A 14,293-nucleotide genomic window follows, 5' to 3' on the forward strand; every position below is an offset into this window, starting at 1 on the left:
CCATGCTCCTCGTCAAACAAGAATTGCTCGCGGCCCTGGCTGCCGAGCTGGACCAACTGTCCCCCGGTGCCGGCCAGAAGGCGGCTTTCGAGTCGCCCAAGGTCGCGGCCCACGGCGACTTCGCCTCCACTGCGGCCATGCAACTGGCCAAGCCGCTCAAGCTCAACCCGCGCCAGGTGGCCGATGGCCTGAAAGCCGCGCTGCTGGCCACGCCGGTCTACCAGCGCTGGGTCGATGCGATCGAGATCGCCGGGCCCGGCTTCATCAACTTCCGGCTCAAGCCCGAGGCCAAGCAGCAGACCGTGCGTGAGGTGCTGAATGCCGCCGGTCTGTACGGCGTCAAGCCGCCGCAGGCCGGGCAACGCGTGCTGGTCGAGTTTGTCTCGGCCAACCCGACCGGCCCGCTGCATGTGGGCCACGGCCGGCAGGCCGCGCTGGGCGACGCGATCTGCAACCTGTTTGCGACCCAGGGCCAGGACGTGTACCGCGAGTTTTATTACAACGACGCGGGCGTGCAGATCCACACGCTGGCCACCAGCACACAGGCACGCGCCCAGGGCTTGAAACCGGGTGATGCCGGTTGGCCCGAACCGGCTTACAACGGCGACTACATCGCCGACATCGCGGCCGACTTCATGGCGAAGAAAACCGTCAAGTCCGATGACCGCGAATTCACCGCCTCGGGCGACATCGCCGACCTGGACGCGATCCGCCAGTTTGCCGTGGCCTATCTGCGCCGCGAGCAGGACCTCGACCTGCAGGCCTTTGCGGTGAAGTTTGACAACTACTACCTGGAGTCCAGCCTGTACAGCTCGGGCCGGGTCGAGGACACCGTGGCCAAACTCAAAGCCGCCGGCAAGACCTACGAACTCGACGGCGCGCTGTGGCTGCGGTCTACCGACTACGGCGACGACAAGGACCGCGTGATGCGCAAGAGCGACGGCGGCTACACCTACTTTGTGCCCGACGTCGCCTACCACCTGGCCAAGTGGGAACGCGGCTTCACGAAAGCCATCAACATCCAGGGCATGGACCACCACGGCACCATCGCGCGGGTACGCGCCGGCCTGCAGGCCGCAGGCGTTGGCATTCCCGAAGGTTACCCCGACTATGTGCTGCACACCATGGTGCGTGTGGTCAAGGGCGGCGAAGAGGTCAAAATCAGCAAGCGCGCTGGCAGCTACGTCACCCTGCGCGATCTGATCGAGTGGACCAGCAAGGACGCGGTGCGTTTCTTTCTGCTCAGCCGCAAGCCCGACACCGAGTACACCTTCGACGTGGACCTGGCTGTGGCGAAAAACAACGACAACCCGGTGTATTACGTGCAGTACGCCCACGCACGCATCTGCTCGGTGCTGGCGGCCTGGGGCGGCGACGAAGTCACATTGAAGGATGTGGACCTGGCTGCTCTGGCCAGCGCGCAGGCGCAGGCGCTGATGCTGCTGATGGCCAGGTATCCCGAGATGCTGACCAACGCGGCCGCCGGATTTGCGCCGCACGACGTGGCCTTTTACCTGCGCGAACTCGCCGCCTGTTACCACAGCTATTACGACGCCGAGCGTATCCTGGTCGATGACGAAGCGGTCAAGTTGGCCCGCCTCGCGCTGGTCGCGGCGACGGCGCAGGTGTTGCACAATGGCTTGGCTGTGCTGGGCGTCGATGCCCCGCGCAAAATGTAAGGAATGACCATCACCATGGCGCGCAAGCTCTCCAACACGCCTACCGGGCAAGGCATGAAAAAACAACGCGGTGGCACCCTGCTCGGCCTGATCATCGGTGCGCTGATCGGCCTGGCTGCGGCGCTGGCCGTGGCGGTCTACATCACCAAGGTGCCGGTGCCCTTCATGAACAAGGGCCAGTCGCGCAGCCCGGACCATGACGCCGCCGAAGCCAAGAAGAACCAGAACTGGAACCCGAACGCCCCGCTGTACGGCAAGAACCCGGCCAAGCCGGCTGCGGCCTCCGGGGCGGTGACCGATGTGACGCCCCAGCCTGCTTCGCCAGCCACCGCCCAAAAGCCGGTGGCCGACCCGACCGCCGCCAAGCCGGGCAAGCCCGCCGCCGATCCGATTGGCGATCTGGCCAAGGCCAAAATGACGGGGCCGGCGGCGGCCCCAGCGCCGGCCGCCACCTCGGGCGCCGACCCGTTCAGCTACTTTGTGCAGGTCGGCGCTTTCCGCACGCCCGAAGACGCCGAACAGCAGCGCGCCAAGATTTCGTTGATGGGCCTGGAAGCCAAGGTGACAGAACGCGAGCAATCGGGCCGCACCGTGTTTCGTGTGCGCCTTGGTCCTTTCGACAAGAAAGAAGAGGCCGACAAAGCCAAGGAACGGCTGGACGGCAGCGGCGTCGAAACCGCCCTGGTGCGCGTCCAGCGCTGAACTTTCTGCCGGCAGGGTGTCCAACCTTGTCGCACCATCCAGCACTAAACGGAGAAATGATTGATGCAACGACGTGAATTTACGATAGCCACCGCTTCAATGGCCGCCGCCTCGCTGGGCGCCTTGGGCACCACAGCCCTGGCCCAGGCGCCGGCACCGCGCGCGGGAACCGACTTCCTGGTCCTCGACAAACCGGCCTCGGTGGAAGCCCCGGCCGGCAAGATCGAGGTGGTGGAGTTCTTCTGGTACAGCTGCCCGCACTGCAACCGCTTCGAGCCGGCACTGGAAGAATGGATCAAAAAGGCCCCGAAAGATGTGGTGGTGCGGCGTGTGCCGGTGTCCTTCCGGCCGGATTTCGAGCCGCAGCAGCGCCTGTACTTCGTGCTCGAAGCCATGAACAAGGTCGAGGAGCTTCACAAAAAGGTGTTTCTGGCCATCCACGGTGAAAAACAACTGCTCAACACCGCCGAGCTGATAGCGGCCTGGGCTGAAAAGCAGGGCCTGAACCGGGCCAAATTCAGCGAGATGTACAACTCGTTTTCCATTGCCACCAAGGCCCGCAAGGCCACGCAGTTGCAGGACGCCTACAAGGTGGACGGGGTGCCGGCGCTGGGCGTGGCCGGGCGTTTTTACACCTCGGGCGAGCTCGCCAAAAACATGGACCGGGCGCTGCAGGTCACCGACTACCTGGTGGTTCAGGCCAGAAAAGGTTAGCCCCCACGCTCGCTCACTGCGTGTAGCTCTCGCACCTTGCAGGCCGCCGCTCGCCAGAGGCTTCGCTTCTGATGCCTGTCCAAACCTGCTCAAGCAGGTTCGGAGCCGCAGGCACCAGCCCCGAGGGGGCGCTGCGCCTGCGGACTGGCAGAGCCAGATCCGCGGCCCTGGCTGGCCTGGTTCGGGGTTCATCTTCGCGCAATCCGTTCGTTCTGAGCTTGTCGGAGGATGCCTTCTAGGCGATCAAACTTGCCGCCCGCATGGGCGGTTTTTTGTTTGCTGCGCCATTTGGCGGAGCGGCGTGGCTACAATGATCCAATCCAACCAAAGCAGCAAGATTCGTGCCCCTTATGAACTACCCCGCCTGTGTACTGATGCTGGCCGCTGCCCTGGCGGCCCTACCGGCCGCCGCTGAAAAAGGCGACCGCGACAAACCCATGAATGCCGAGGCCGACGCGCTGCGGTATGACGACCTCAAGCAGACCAGCGTTTTCACCGGCAATGTGGTGATCACCAAGGGCACCATCATCATCCGCGGCGCGCGTGTGGACGTGATGCAGGACGCCGAGGGCTACCAGACCGCCTTTGTGTATGCCGCCCCCGACAAGCTGGCGTTTTACCGCAAGAAGCGTGACCTGGTGGACGAATACATCGAGGGCGAGGGCGAAAAAATCGAATACGACAGCCGCGCCGACACCGTCAAGTTCATCAAGCAGGCCGTATTGCGCCGTTATGTGGGCGCCACGCTGGCCGACGAAACCATCGGCAACCTGATTGTTTACGACAACCCGACCGATGTTTTCACAGTGGACAGCAGCGGCCAGAACCGCACCGCCAGCAACCCGTCCGGCCGCATCCGCGCGCTGCTGGCGCCGCGCAACAAGCCTGGCGCCGTTGTCACGCCCCCGCCCGCCGGTCCGACGCCCACCCTGCGCCCCAGCACCACGCTGGGCGACGATAAAAAGTAAACCCGTCTCAATGAATGTGCCCCCGGAAACCGCTCCCGTCAGCCGCCTTGTTGCCAGCGGCCTGCAAAAATCCTACGGCAGCCGCAAGGTGGTCAAGGATGTCTCGCTAACCGTCCAGAAGGGCGAAGTCGTGGGGCTGCTCGGCCCCAACGGCGCCGGCAAGACGACCTCGTTTTACATGATCGTCGGGCTGGTGCGCGCCGATGCCGGCGAGATCACCATCGACGGTGAGTCGATCGAGCACATGCCCATCCACAAGCGCTCACGCCTCGGCCTGAGCTATCTGCCGCAGGAAGCCTCGATTTTCCGCAAGCTCACGGTCGAGCAAAATGTGCGCGCCGTGCTGGAGCTGCAGACCGACGAGGCCGGCAAACCACTGGCCGCCGATGTGCTCAATGCGCGCCTTGACAGCCTGCTGCAGGACTTGCGCGTGGACCACCTGCGTGACTCGCCGGCGCCGGCGCTGTCCGGCGGCGAGCGCCGCCGCGTCGAGATTGCCCGCGCGCTGGCGACGCAGCCCCGCTTCATCCTGCTCGACGAACCGTTTGCCGGTATCGACCCGATCGCCGTGATCGAGATTCAGCGGATCATCGGTTTCCTCAAATCCCGCGGTATCGGCGTGCTGATCACCGACCACAACGTGCGTGAAACCCTGGGCATTTGCGACCACGCCTGCATCATCAGCGATGGCCATGTGCTGGCCACCGGCACGCCGTCCGAAATCGTCAACAACGCCGATGTGCGCCGGGTGTATCTCGGTGAGCACTTCAAGATGTAGGCCATGGTTCCCCCCCGTTGTCGCTCACTTCGTGTAGCTCCCTCCCCCCTGCAGGGGGCGGCGCCTGCGCCCCGGCTAAGCCGGTTGCGCGGCCCCCGCTTGGTTAATACCTCCCAACCCGCGTTGCTGCGCGTTTAGGGGGTGGCATGAAGCAGGGACTTTCCCTCCGCGTCTCGCAGCATCTGGCGCTCACGCCCCAGTTGCAGCAGTCGATCCGCCTGCTGCAGCTCTCAACGCTGGAGCTGAGCCAGGAGGTTGAGCAAATGCTCGACGAGAACCCGTTTCTGGAGGTGTCCGAAGATGCCGCGCCGCGTGAGGACTTCGGGCTGGGCCAGACCGACACGCCGGTGAGCCAGGAGACGCGCGAGTTCGAGTCCACCACGGACACGGCGGCCAGTATTCCGGACGACAGCGGTCCCGCCAGCACCAGCGATGCCGAGCCCAGCAGCGAAGCTAAACTCGAAGAAAGCTGGGAAGGCGACGGCAGCGTCGAGACCGCACCCGATGACAACGAGTGGGGCGGTGACGCCACCCCGCGCAAGAACAAGAACAACAACAACGACGACAGCGATGTCGATGCCACCGAATTGGCGCGCGGCCATGAGTCGCTGCAGGAGCATCTACACCGGCAGGCGCTGTCGCTGCGCCTGTCGCCCGAGGGCAAGGCAGCGCTGCATTTTCTGATCGAATCGCTCAATGACGACGGCTACCTGGAAGACAGCCTGGCCTCGCTGGCCGCCGGTCTGGCCGGGGACGATCTGGAGCAGGTGGAAGCGCTGGAGCACGAGTTTTCGGTGGCGCTCAAGTTGTTGCATCACATGGAGCCTCCAGGCGTGGGCGCGCGCAACCTGGCTGAGTGCCTGGGCCTGCAACTGCTCGATTGCCGCAACTGCGACGAAACCCGTGCTGCCATCGCCATGTGCCAGCAGCCCATGGAATTGCTGGCCAAACGTGACGTGAAACGGCTGGTGCAGCTCTGCGGTTTTTCGGACACGGTGATCAAGGGCGCGATTGCCTTGATCGGCCGGCTCGACCCCAAGCCGGGCCGGCGTTTTGTCAATGTCGAGCGCAACCTGGTGGTGCCCGACGTGTTGGTGGTCAAATCCGGCCGGGGGTTCAAGGTGTCGCTCAACAGCGATGTAATGCCGCGCCTGCGTGTGCACGACATCTACGCCAATGCAATCAAGCAGAACAAGGGCCAGGGCGGCGCCGCGTTGCAGCAGCGCCTGCAGGAGGCGCGCTGGTTCATCAAGAACATCCAGCAGCGTTTTGACACCATCCTGCGCGTCAGCAGCGCGATTGTGGAGCGGCAGAAAAACTTCTTCACGCATGGCGAGCTGGCCATGCGCCCGCTGGTGCTGCGCGAGATTGCCGACGAGCTGGGCCTGCATGAATCGACCATTTCGCGCGTGACCACCGCCAAATACATGAGCACGCCGTTTGGCACCTTCGAGCTCAAATACTTCTTTGGCTCGGCGCTGGGTACCGAAACCGGCGGCAACGCATCCAGCACGGCCGTGCGCGCGCTGATCAAACAATTCGTCGCATCCGAGAGCCTTAAAAAGCCGCTCAGCGACAACCAGATTTCTGAAATGCTCAAAGAGCAGGGCATTGAATGCGCGCGCCGCACCGTTGCCAAGTACCGCGAAGCCCTGCGTATCGCGCCGGCCAACCTGCGGCGCTCCCTCTAAACCAGGCCCAGACGATGAACCAACTCCAACTTTTTCTGCCTTGCGCCGCCGGCGTCGAGGAGCTGCTGGCTCTTGAAGTCAAACGCATCACCGGCACCACCGGCAAAGCCTGGCGCGCCGGTGTGCAGGTGGCTGGCTCCTGGCGCGACGCGCTACAACTCAACCTGCACAGCCGCCTGGCCCAGCGCGTGCTGATCGAGCTGCAGCACAACAGCTACCGCAGCGAGCAGGACCTGTACAACGCGGCCGCCGCCGTGGCCTGGGAGATCTGGTTCACACCCAAACAGACCTTCAAGGTCGAGATCACCGCGCAGCACAGCCCGCTGACCAGCCTGAACTTTGCCGCTTTGAAAATCAAGGACGCGATTGCCGACCGCTTCCGCGACAAATACGATGTGCGGCCCGATGTCGATACCCGCTGGCCCGACGTGCGCATCTACGCCCACCTGACCACGGACGCCGTGACGCTGTACATCGACACCTCGGGCGAGCCGCTGTTCAAGCGCGGCTGGCGCGAGGACAAGGGTGATGCGCCGCTGAAGGAAACCCTGGCCGCCGCCATGCTGGCCGCCAGCGGCTGGAGCGGTGACGAAGGCCTGTGCAAACAGGGTGTGCCGCTGTACGACCCCTGTTGCGGCTCCGGCACCATCGTCATCGAGGCGGCGCAGGTGGCGCGCAACATCGCCGCCGGCATGGGCCGGCGCTTCGCGTTCGAAAAGTTTGTACCCTTCCAGTCCCACGTCTGGGAAGGCCTGCTGGACCAGGCCGAGGCCGCGATCACCGCGCCGACGGCGCCGGTGTTCGGCAGCGACGTGTCTTTCCGCATGGTCGATTTTGCGCAGCGCAATGCGGAGCGCGCAGGTGTCGCCGATGTGGTGCAGTTGCGCGGCGGCGACGCGCTGCAACGCATGCCGCCCGCGCCGTCGGGCGTGATGCTGGTCAACCCGCCTTACGGCGAGCGGATCGATGTGGCCGGCGTGGCCGGCATTCCGGCGGCACAGGGTCGGGATCAGCGCCGGTCAACACAGTTCCAGGGTGAGGCGATTGACGAGTTTGGCCAGCCGCTGGCGCAGGGCCACGGCGATGAGCGCGATGAATCCGGCGCTGCCCCGGCACGCGACCGCAGCGCCAACCCTGCGCGCGAACAGGCGCAGACCGACAGCGGCGAAGAGGTTTCTGATTTCTTTCCGCAGCTGGCCAGCCACTGGAAGAAAAACTACGCGGGCTGGACCGCCCATGTCTTGAGCCCCGACATGAAGCTGCCGCAAAAAATGCGCCTGAAGGAATCACGCCGCGTGCCGATGTGGAACGGCCCGATTGAATGCCGGCTCTTCCGCTTCGACATGGTGACCGGCTCAGCACGCGGCAAGCCCGCGCCCGGTCTTGCTCCCCCTTCCCCTCTCGCTCCCTCTCCATCTGGGAGAGGGCTGGGGTGAGGGCCGCCACAGACGCGCCCCACCGCGCAGTCGTCCTCGACACCAACATCGTGCTGGACCTCTTCGTCTTCAACGATGTGGCGGCACTCCCCCTCAAGCAAGCCCTGCAGACCGGCGCGCTGGACTGGCTGGCGACCCCGGCCATGCGCGACGAACTCGAGCGCGTGCTGGCCTATCCGCAAATCGCCCCGCGCCTCGGTTTCTACCAGCTCAGCGCTGCCGACGTGCTGGCCGCCTTTGACCGACATGCGCGGCTCACGGACGTAGCGGCCAAGGCGCCGGTGACTTGCAGCGACGCGGACGACCAGATATTCATCGACCTGGCGGTGGCGCACAAGGCCTGGCTGCTGAGCAAAGACCAGGACGTTCTTTGTATGCAAAAAAGGCTGCTGGCCCTTGGTGTCCGGGCGCAAGCAGCTACTAATAACATAGCACCTTGAGACTCAGGCAGCAGCAGGCGCCAGTTCCCCGGTGCTCGACACCTTGTCCTCCGGCTTGCTGCCGACAAAGCTGTGCGCTGACCTGCGGCCAGTAGCACCCGCCGCAGCGCGGCAGATACACTTTCGATCATAAGAGCCTCGCGTGAGGCTTATCACTGTTTTTCTCATGACACCCTCCAAGCCGCCCGCCCCTTCTGCCACCCCGCCTTCTTCAACGCCCGAGACAGCCTGGATGGAAGTGGAGGGTTTTGAGGAGCTTGACGACATCCTCGACGACTTGCGCAGCCGCTACGACGAAACACCGCAGTGGGAGTTTTGTGAAGGGTTCATGGCCGCCGTGATCTGCTCACGCCGCCCCATCGCCGCCAGCGAGTATTTGCCGGTGCTGCTGGGAACACCCGCCGAAGGCGAAGCGCCCGATCCGGACGGCGGCTCGTTTGCAAGTGAAGCGCAGCAAGCGCGCTTCATGGCACTGTGGACGCAGCGCTGGAACGAAGTAGCGACCGCACTGGACAACAAGGTCGAGTCGCTGGAAGACGATGCCTGTTACCACCCCGAGGTGATGGACGTGCGCGGCGCCGTAGCCGACATGCCGCCCGACGAGCAGGTCGCCTTCCAGGGCGAAAGCAAGGGCGAACTTCTGCCGGCCTTTGCCCAGGTCTGGGCCCTGGGCTTTATGTTTGCAGTCGAAAGCTGGCCCGAAGAATGGGCCGCACCGCGCGACAAGGACGCCGCCCAGTGGCTGGACGACGCGCTACAGGCCGTGGTGGCCATGACCGAAGACGACGACGCTGCGCCCCAGGTCTCACCGCTCAACGACGAAGGCAAGCCCAGCACCAGCATTGCACGCCTCAACGCCTTTGGCGACGCCATCTGGGCCGTCTACGACCTGCGCGAACTCTGGAAAACCATGGGCCCGCGCGTAGAGACCGTGCGCAAGGAAGCGGAGCCCGGGCGCAATGATTTATGCCCGTGTGGCAGCGGCAAGAAATACAAGAAGTGTCATGGGGCGGGGTGAGGCCCTAAAGCAACCGGCAGTGAGGCGGACGTGGCTCAACCCGTTCGGCTGTGTTTCTCACGTTTCTCTATCTCTTGCGCCTCCTTGATGCCCCGTTCGCGTCGTGCCGCAGGGCCATTGAGCGTCCCATCCTCCAGCTTGCCCTCTTTGGGAACCAGTTTAGGCGCTACCTTCTCAACAACTTTTCTGATGATTTGAGGCGCTATTCCCATTTGTATTCTCCTTTTGAGTTGATCATCACCGTAACAAAAGACCGCTTGATTGCGTCCAGACAATACATACATAAAGTCACTTCCGCTGTCGTCACCCGTTTTCGCGTGAGCTCAGATTCACTTTGTGCGCAGCACGGTCGCGTAAGACGTGAAGTGCGCGGCCGCGTTGCGCAGGGTCTGGAGCGCGGCTGCCTTCTCCACGCCAGACAATGTGGCGAGCGCCGCTTGCTGGGACAACATGCTTGGCGTAGTTGCCGCGAGGTTCAGCCTGCTGGTCAGCGCAAGCAGGTCTGATGCAGGCGAAACTGACTGGCATAGGTCGTGGAGCTTGCCCGCGTATGTCTCAAGCTTGACGCAGTTCGAGCTGAAGTCTCTGTCCGCATCCACGTCTGAGGCGATGCCCTCAAGCGACTTTGCCACTTCATCCAGAAAGTTGGCCACTTTGGCTCTCTTTTTCTCGCTCAAAGTAATGGCGAACGCCACGACAGATCCGAATGCTTTGGCGACTGAAAGCCAGGGTTCTGCGAGAAAAGACATGGGGTCTCCAGCCAGTGTGTTTTCTATCAGCTCTGACTCGATGTACGGCGCAAAACCTGCTCCATCAACTGGCCCTTGCTCGATATTCTGGACATTGCTTACTCCTTGCAGACGGCGTGCTTGGCAGGTTTTACCGCATAACGCTGCAAATTCATACAGGCATAAAACCTTGCGAAACACCGCAGTTCTTGCCCTCACCCTGTCAAAACCCCCTTTGGAACCTGAAAGTAGCAATGATTTCGGCCTGCAACCCAATGAACACGAGCGTCAGCAGCTACTGATTTAATAGCAGATCAGTGTCTGTGCCAGAACCGTCATAACAAACGGTGCAGGGTTGATGGGCGGGCATCGCCCCTCAAACCTCCTGCGAATAAACAATAAACCCCATATGTTTGGCCACCTTGTCATACAGCAGGCGGCCCGCCGCATTGGTGGTGTGCGTCTGCCAGTACACACGTGTAATGCCCGCTGCCTTGGCCTGTTCGTACACGCCTTGAATCAGCGCACGCCCAACGCCCTTGCCGCGCGCGGCCGGGTCGGTGAAAAGGTCTTGCAAATAACACGTCAGCTCGATGCGGGTGGTGCTGCGGTGGTAAAGGTAGTGGGTCAGACCCAGCAACTGGCCGTCCTGCTCTGCCACCAGTGCAAACACGGGCTCAAGCGGGTTGAAGAAACGTTGCCAGGTGACTTCTGTGATTTCGGACGCCAGCGCAGTTGCGCCATGGCGGCCATAAAAGGCGTTGTAGCCGTCCCAAAGCGGTTGCCAGGCTGCGAGGTCGGTTTGTTCAATGCTGCGTATCTTGATTGGTGGCATGTCAGTCCGGTGCTGATGAGTAAAAAAGCGGCTTGTTGTGAGCGTCAGGCATCGTTAAAAGAACAGCTTCAGCGCATGCGCTGTTTCCAGCGGCAGCTCTTCAGGAATGAAGTGCCCGGCCTGCATCGCGTGGCCGCTGACAATGCCGCTGCACTGCGCCTGCCACAACGCCAGCGGGTCAAACAGCTTTTGCACTACACCGCGTTCGCCCCACAAGACCTGGGTGTCGCAGGCAATCTTGTCGCCGCGCGCGCGGCTTTCGCGGTCATGCACCAGGTCGATACCGGCGCTGGCGCGGTAGTCCTCGCACGCGGCGTGAATGGCTTCGGGTGTGCAAAAGCAGCGCTCGTATTCGATCAAGGCTTCGGCCTCGATGTAACTCAGCCCCTTGCTGCCCCATCCGCCCAGCTTGGCGTGCAGGTAGGCCACCGCGTTGCCGCCAATCATGGTCTCGGGCAGCGGGCTGGGCTGGATCAGGTGGAACCAGTGGTAATACGCGCTGGCAAAGGCCATGTTGGTGGCGTTGTACATGTCCAGCGTGGGCGCGATGTCGATCAGGCACAGCTTGTCCACGCGGGCCGGGTGGTCCAGCGCCAGCCGGTGCGCCACGCGGCCGCCGCGGTCGTGGCCGCACAGGAAGAAGCGGTCACGCTCCAGCGCATCCATCAGGGCCAGCGCGTCTTGCGCCATGTTGCGTTTGCTGTAGTTGCTGTGGTCGGGCAGGCCAGGGACTTTGGATGAGTCGCCATAACCCCGCAAGTCCGGCAGCACCAGAAAGTAGTGCGCCTGCAGCGCCTGCACCACGCGGTGCCACATCACATGGCTTTGCGGAAAGCCGTGCAGCAGGAGTAGAGTCGGCCCCTGCATGGTGCCACCAAAACGCGCAAAGATGGAGGTGCCGTTGACCTCGAAGTCACGCGCTTCAAAACCTTCAAACCAGGTGTCGGGCAGGGTCGAGGCCATGGTCACTCCTTGGATAAGTTGAGCATCAACGGCCGCCGCGCAGGGCCACCCCAGGCAAGGTCAGCCCCCGCTGGGGACATCCCTGAACAAGCTCAGGATGAACAGGAAACGGTGCCAAGCGTGGGGGCATCATTTTTTCAGGTACTTCTGCAAATTGGCAGCGGCGGGGGCGCGCACCTTGTGACGCAAAAGGCGTCCAGCCCCGCAGCAAGCCCGGCGTGCCCAGCGCGACCAGGCCCAGAAGTTGAAGCGGTCACTATGAGTCGCAATCAGACCTTGGGGGTTAAAGGTAAAACGTCCATCAATCACCTTATGCACCATGCGCCCGGTGGCGCTGAAACGATAGTGGGCCTCCCAGTGTGCCTGGCCGGTGTCAGCGTCGGCCAGAATATCGCTGTAGGTCAGCTTCCATACGTCGCGCCCCCTGGCGCGGGTGGTATCACAAAGCATGTGCCACATGCCGGTCACCTGGGTGTGGCCGCGCAGCGAAAAAGCCTCGTCCTCAAAAGTGGACGTCGGGTGCATAACACTGGGCCATGGTGTCAGAGTCCAGGTGCGCAAAGGCGCTGTAGAACTTTTCCAGGGTTTGTTGGTGGGGGTGCATGGGCATTTTCTGCGGGGGGTGGGCTGGAGAAATCGTACACCCTTGGGCGAGTGAGGCCTACGCCGCGCGTCAAGCGGCGCGGTGGTGCCATTGATAAAGTGGCCAATCAACCCATCTGGCTACTTATGATTCCTTTTTCTGTTCTTGACCTGTCTCCTATTGCTGAAGGCAGCAACGCCGCGCAATCGTTGCGCAACACGCTGGACCTGGCGCAACACGCCGAGCGCTGGGGCTACCAGCGCTACTGGCTGGCTGAGCACCACGGCATGCCTGGTATTGCCAGTGCCGCCACAGCAGTGGTGATGGCGCACGTGGCGGGCGGCACCTCGCGCATAAGGGTGGGGGCCGGCGGCATCATGCTGCCCAACCATTCGCCGCTGGTGATTGCCGAGCAGTTTGGCACGCTGGAGTCCCTGTTTCCGGGTCGCATTGATCTGGGCCTGGGCCGCGCGCCCGGCTCCGACCAGGCCACGGCACACGCGCTGCGGCGCGACCTCAACGCCAATCCCGACGAGTTCCCGCAGGACGTGGTGGAACTGATGCATTATTTCCAGCCGGTGGCCGAGGGCCAGCGCGTGCGCGCCGTGCCCGGTGCCGGGCTGCAGGTGCCGGTGTGGATTCTCGGCTCCAGCCTGTTCGGCGCCCAGCTTGCGGCCCAGCTCGGTTTGCCGTTTGCCTTTGCCTCGCACTTTGCGCCGGCGCAGATGGTGCAGGCCATTGAGGTCTACCGCAGCCGCTTCCGGCCTTCGGCGCAACTGGAGCGCTCGCATGTGATGCTGGGCTTCAATGTGTTTGCCGCCGACACCGCCGACGAGGCGCGGCTGCTGTCCTCGTCCATGCAGCAGGCCTTCGTCAACCTGCGCAGCGGCCGGCCCTCGCGCCTGCAGCCACCGGTGGCGGGCTACGAGGAGCGGCTCACACCGCCCGAGCGCGCGATCCTGGAGCAAACCCTGTCCTGCTCAGCCATCGGTTCGCCGGATACCGTGCGGCGCGACCTGCAGGCCTTCGTGGTCCGCACCGGCGCCGACGAGCTGATGATCACCTCGCAGATCTTCGACCACAAGGCGCGCTTGCGCTCTTACGAGATCACCCGCAACCTGCAAGGCTGAGGCGAGCGCAGTCGCGATATGGGGCTACTTCTTCACTGAGAGCAGCTCGATCTCGAACTCCAACGTGGCGTTGGGCGGAATCACGCCGCCGGCACCGCGCGCTCCATAGGCAATCGCCGGCGGGCAGGTGAGCTTGGCCTTGCCGCCGACCTTCATTTTCTGCACACCTTCGGTCCAGCATGGGATCACCCGGTTCAGCGGAAACTCGGTGGGCTCGTTGCGCGAGTAGGAGCTGTCGAACTCCTTGCCGCCGGGAAAGCGACCACGGTAATGCACCTGTACGGTGTCGGACGCGGCCGGGCTGGCACCGCTGCCGTCCTTGAGCGAACGGTAGACCAACCCGCTGGTGCTCACGGAGGCGCCGGCCTCTTTGGCGGCGACGGCCGCAGCCGCATCGGACTGCGCCCAGGCAGCGGGCAGGAGACACAGGGACAAAACGCTGGCACAAATGATGGACCGCACAACAACTCCTTGGGAATTTCAGAAGGCCGCCGACGGCAACCCATGCACCCATGTTAGCGTTGCACACAAACACCACCAGATGCGGGGCATCCGTCTACAAGCTCAGGACGAACAGGTAGCAGTCATGGAGACATCTCTGGTCAAGCAGGGGCCGCGGATCCGGCTT

At 63.3% G+C, this 14,293-nt stretch carries 15 protein-coding genes and 1 pseudogene; 10 read left to right on the top strand and 6 right to left on the bottom strand.

Going from position 1 to position 14,293, the window contains the following annotated elements:
• Nucleotides 1-2 precede the first annotated feature (2 nt).
• From argS to Q8O29_RS07735, 9 genes are all read left to right on the top strand, one after another.
• A complete protein-coding gene (argS, locus tag Q8O29_RS07695) occupies nt 3-1,679 on the top strand; it encodes an arginine--tRNA ligase (RefSeq protein ID WP_305561496.1) in 1,677 nt (558 codons plus the stop codon).
• Nucleotides 1,680-1,733: 54 nt separating this feature from the next.
• Nucleotides 1,734-2,381, top strand: coding sequence for an SPOR domain-containing protein (locus Q8O29_RS07700; RefSeq protein ID WP_305561545.1), 648 nt, complete (start codon nt 1,734-1,736; stop codon nt 2,379-2,381).
• Between the two features lie 63 nt (nt 2,382-2,444).
• Complete coding sequence (locus tag Q8O29_RS07705) at nt 2,445-3,095, top strand: thiol:disulfide interchange protein DsbA/DsbL (RefSeq protein WP_305561498.1); 651 nt, start codon at nt 2,445-2,447, stop codon at nt 3,093-3,095.
• Nucleotides 3,096-3,445: 350 nt separating this feature from the next.
• Complete coding sequence (gene lptA, locus Q8O29_RS07710) at nt 3,446-4,063, top strand: lipopolysaccharide transport periplasmic protein LptA (protein ID WP_305561500.1); 618 nt, start codon at nt 3,446-3,448, stop codon at nt 4,061-4,063.
• A 10-nt stretch (nt 4,064-4,073) separates the two neighbouring features.
• The gene (gene lptB / locus Q8O29_RS07715; protein WP_305561502.1) at nt 4,074-4,841 is read left to right on the top strand and encodes an LPS export ABC transporter ATP-binding protein; all 768 of its coding nucleotides are present in this window, start codon (nt 4,074-4,076) and stop codon (nt 4,839-4,841) included.
• 146 nt (nt 4,842-4,987) lie between these two features.
• The gene (locus tag Q8O29_RS07720) at nt 4,988-6,532 is read left to right on the top strand and encodes an RNA polymerase factor sigma-54 (protein ID WP_305561504.1); all 1,545 of its coding nucleotides are present in this window, start codon (nt 4,988-4,990) and stop codon (nt 6,530-6,532) included.
• A gap of 14 nt (nt 6,533-6,546) precedes the next feature.
• Nucleotides 6,547-7,968, top strand: a complete 1,422-nt coding sequence (locus Q8O29_RS07725; protein WP_305561506.1) for a class I SAM-dependent RNA methyltransferase — start codon at nt 6,547-6,549, stop codon at nt 7,966-7,968.
• On the top strand, nt 7,965-8,408 hold the full coding sequence (locus tag Q8O29_RS07730) for a putative toxin-antitoxin system toxin component, PIN family (RefSeq protein WP_305561508.1): 444 nt from the start codon (nt 7,965-7,967) through the stop codon (nt 8,406-8,408). The genes Q8O29_RS07725 and Q8O29_RS07730 overlap by 4 nt, the downstream gene beginning before the upstream one ends.
• Before the next feature lie 166 nt (nt 8,409-8,574).
• Nucleotides 8,575-9,426 carry a UPF0149 family protein gene (locus Q8O29_RS07735; protein ID WP_371134173.1) on the top strand — a complete coding sequence of 284 codons (852 nt, stop codon included), beginning with the start codon at nt 8,575-8,577 and terminating at the stop codon, nt 9,424-9,426.
• 35 nt (nt 9,427-9,461) lie between these two features.
• On the opposite strand, the gene Q8O29_RS07740 is transcribed toward Q8O29_RS07735, so the two are convergent.
• The 5 genes and pseudogenes from Q8O29_RS07740 to Q8O29_RS07760 form a co-directional block, all read right to left on the bottom strand.
• A complete protein-coding gene (locus Q8O29_RS07740) occupies nt 9,462-9,710 on the bottom strand; it encodes a hypothetical protein (RefSeq protein ID WP_305561510.1) in 249 nt (82 codons plus the stop codon).
• 45 nt (nt 9,711-9,755) lie between these two features.
• A complete protein-coding gene (locus tag Q8O29_RS07745; RefSeq protein WP_305561512.1) occupies nt 9,756-10,355 on the bottom strand; it encodes a hypothetical protein in 600 nt (199 codons plus the stop codon).
• Nucleotides 10,356-10,530: 175 nt separating this feature from the next.
• On the bottom strand, nt 10,531-10,989 hold the full coding sequence (locus Q8O29_RS07750) for a GNAT family N-acetyltransferase (RefSeq protein WP_305561513.1): 459 nt from the start codon (nt 10,987-10,989) through the stop codon (nt 10,531-10,533).
• Between the two features lie 54 nt (nt 10,990-11,043).
• Entirely contained in the window at nt 11,044-11,952 is a 909-nt protein-coding gene (locus Q8O29_RS07755) for an alpha/beta fold hydrolase (protein WP_305561515.1), read from the bottom strand.
• Nucleotides 11,953-12,081: 129 nt separating this feature from the next.
• Nucleotides 12,082-12,556: pseudogene (locus tag Q8O29_RS07760) on the bottom strand (nuclear transport factor 2 family protein).
• 125 nt (nt 12,557-12,681) lie between these two features.
• On the opposite strand from Q8O29_RS07760, the gene Q8O29_RS07765 reads away from it, so the two are divergent.
• Nucleotides 12,682-13,665 carry an LLM class flavin-dependent oxidoreductase gene (locus Q8O29_RS07765; protein ID WP_305561517.1) on the top strand — a complete coding sequence of 328 codons (984 nt, stop codon included), beginning with the start codon at nt 12,682-12,684 and terminating at the stop codon, nt 13,663-13,665.
• A 24-nt stretch (nt 13,666-13,689) separates the two neighbouring features.
• Here Q8O29_RS07765 and Q8O29_RS07770 read toward each other — a convergent pair whose 3' ends face one another.
• Nucleotides 13,690-14,127 (bottom strand): FKBP-type peptidyl-prolyl cis-trans isomerase, encoded by a 438-nt coding sequence (locus Q8O29_RS07770; protein WP_305561519.1) that lies wholly within the window; start codon nt 14,125-14,127, stop codon nt 13,690-13,692.
• Between the last annotated feature and the right edge of the window lie 166 nt (nt 14,128-14,293).

The sequence above is a fragment of the Polaromonas sp. genome, from assembly GCF_030689685.1.
GTDB lineage: Bacteria > Pseudomonadota > Gammaproteobacteria > Burkholderiales > Burkholderiaceae_C > Polaromonas.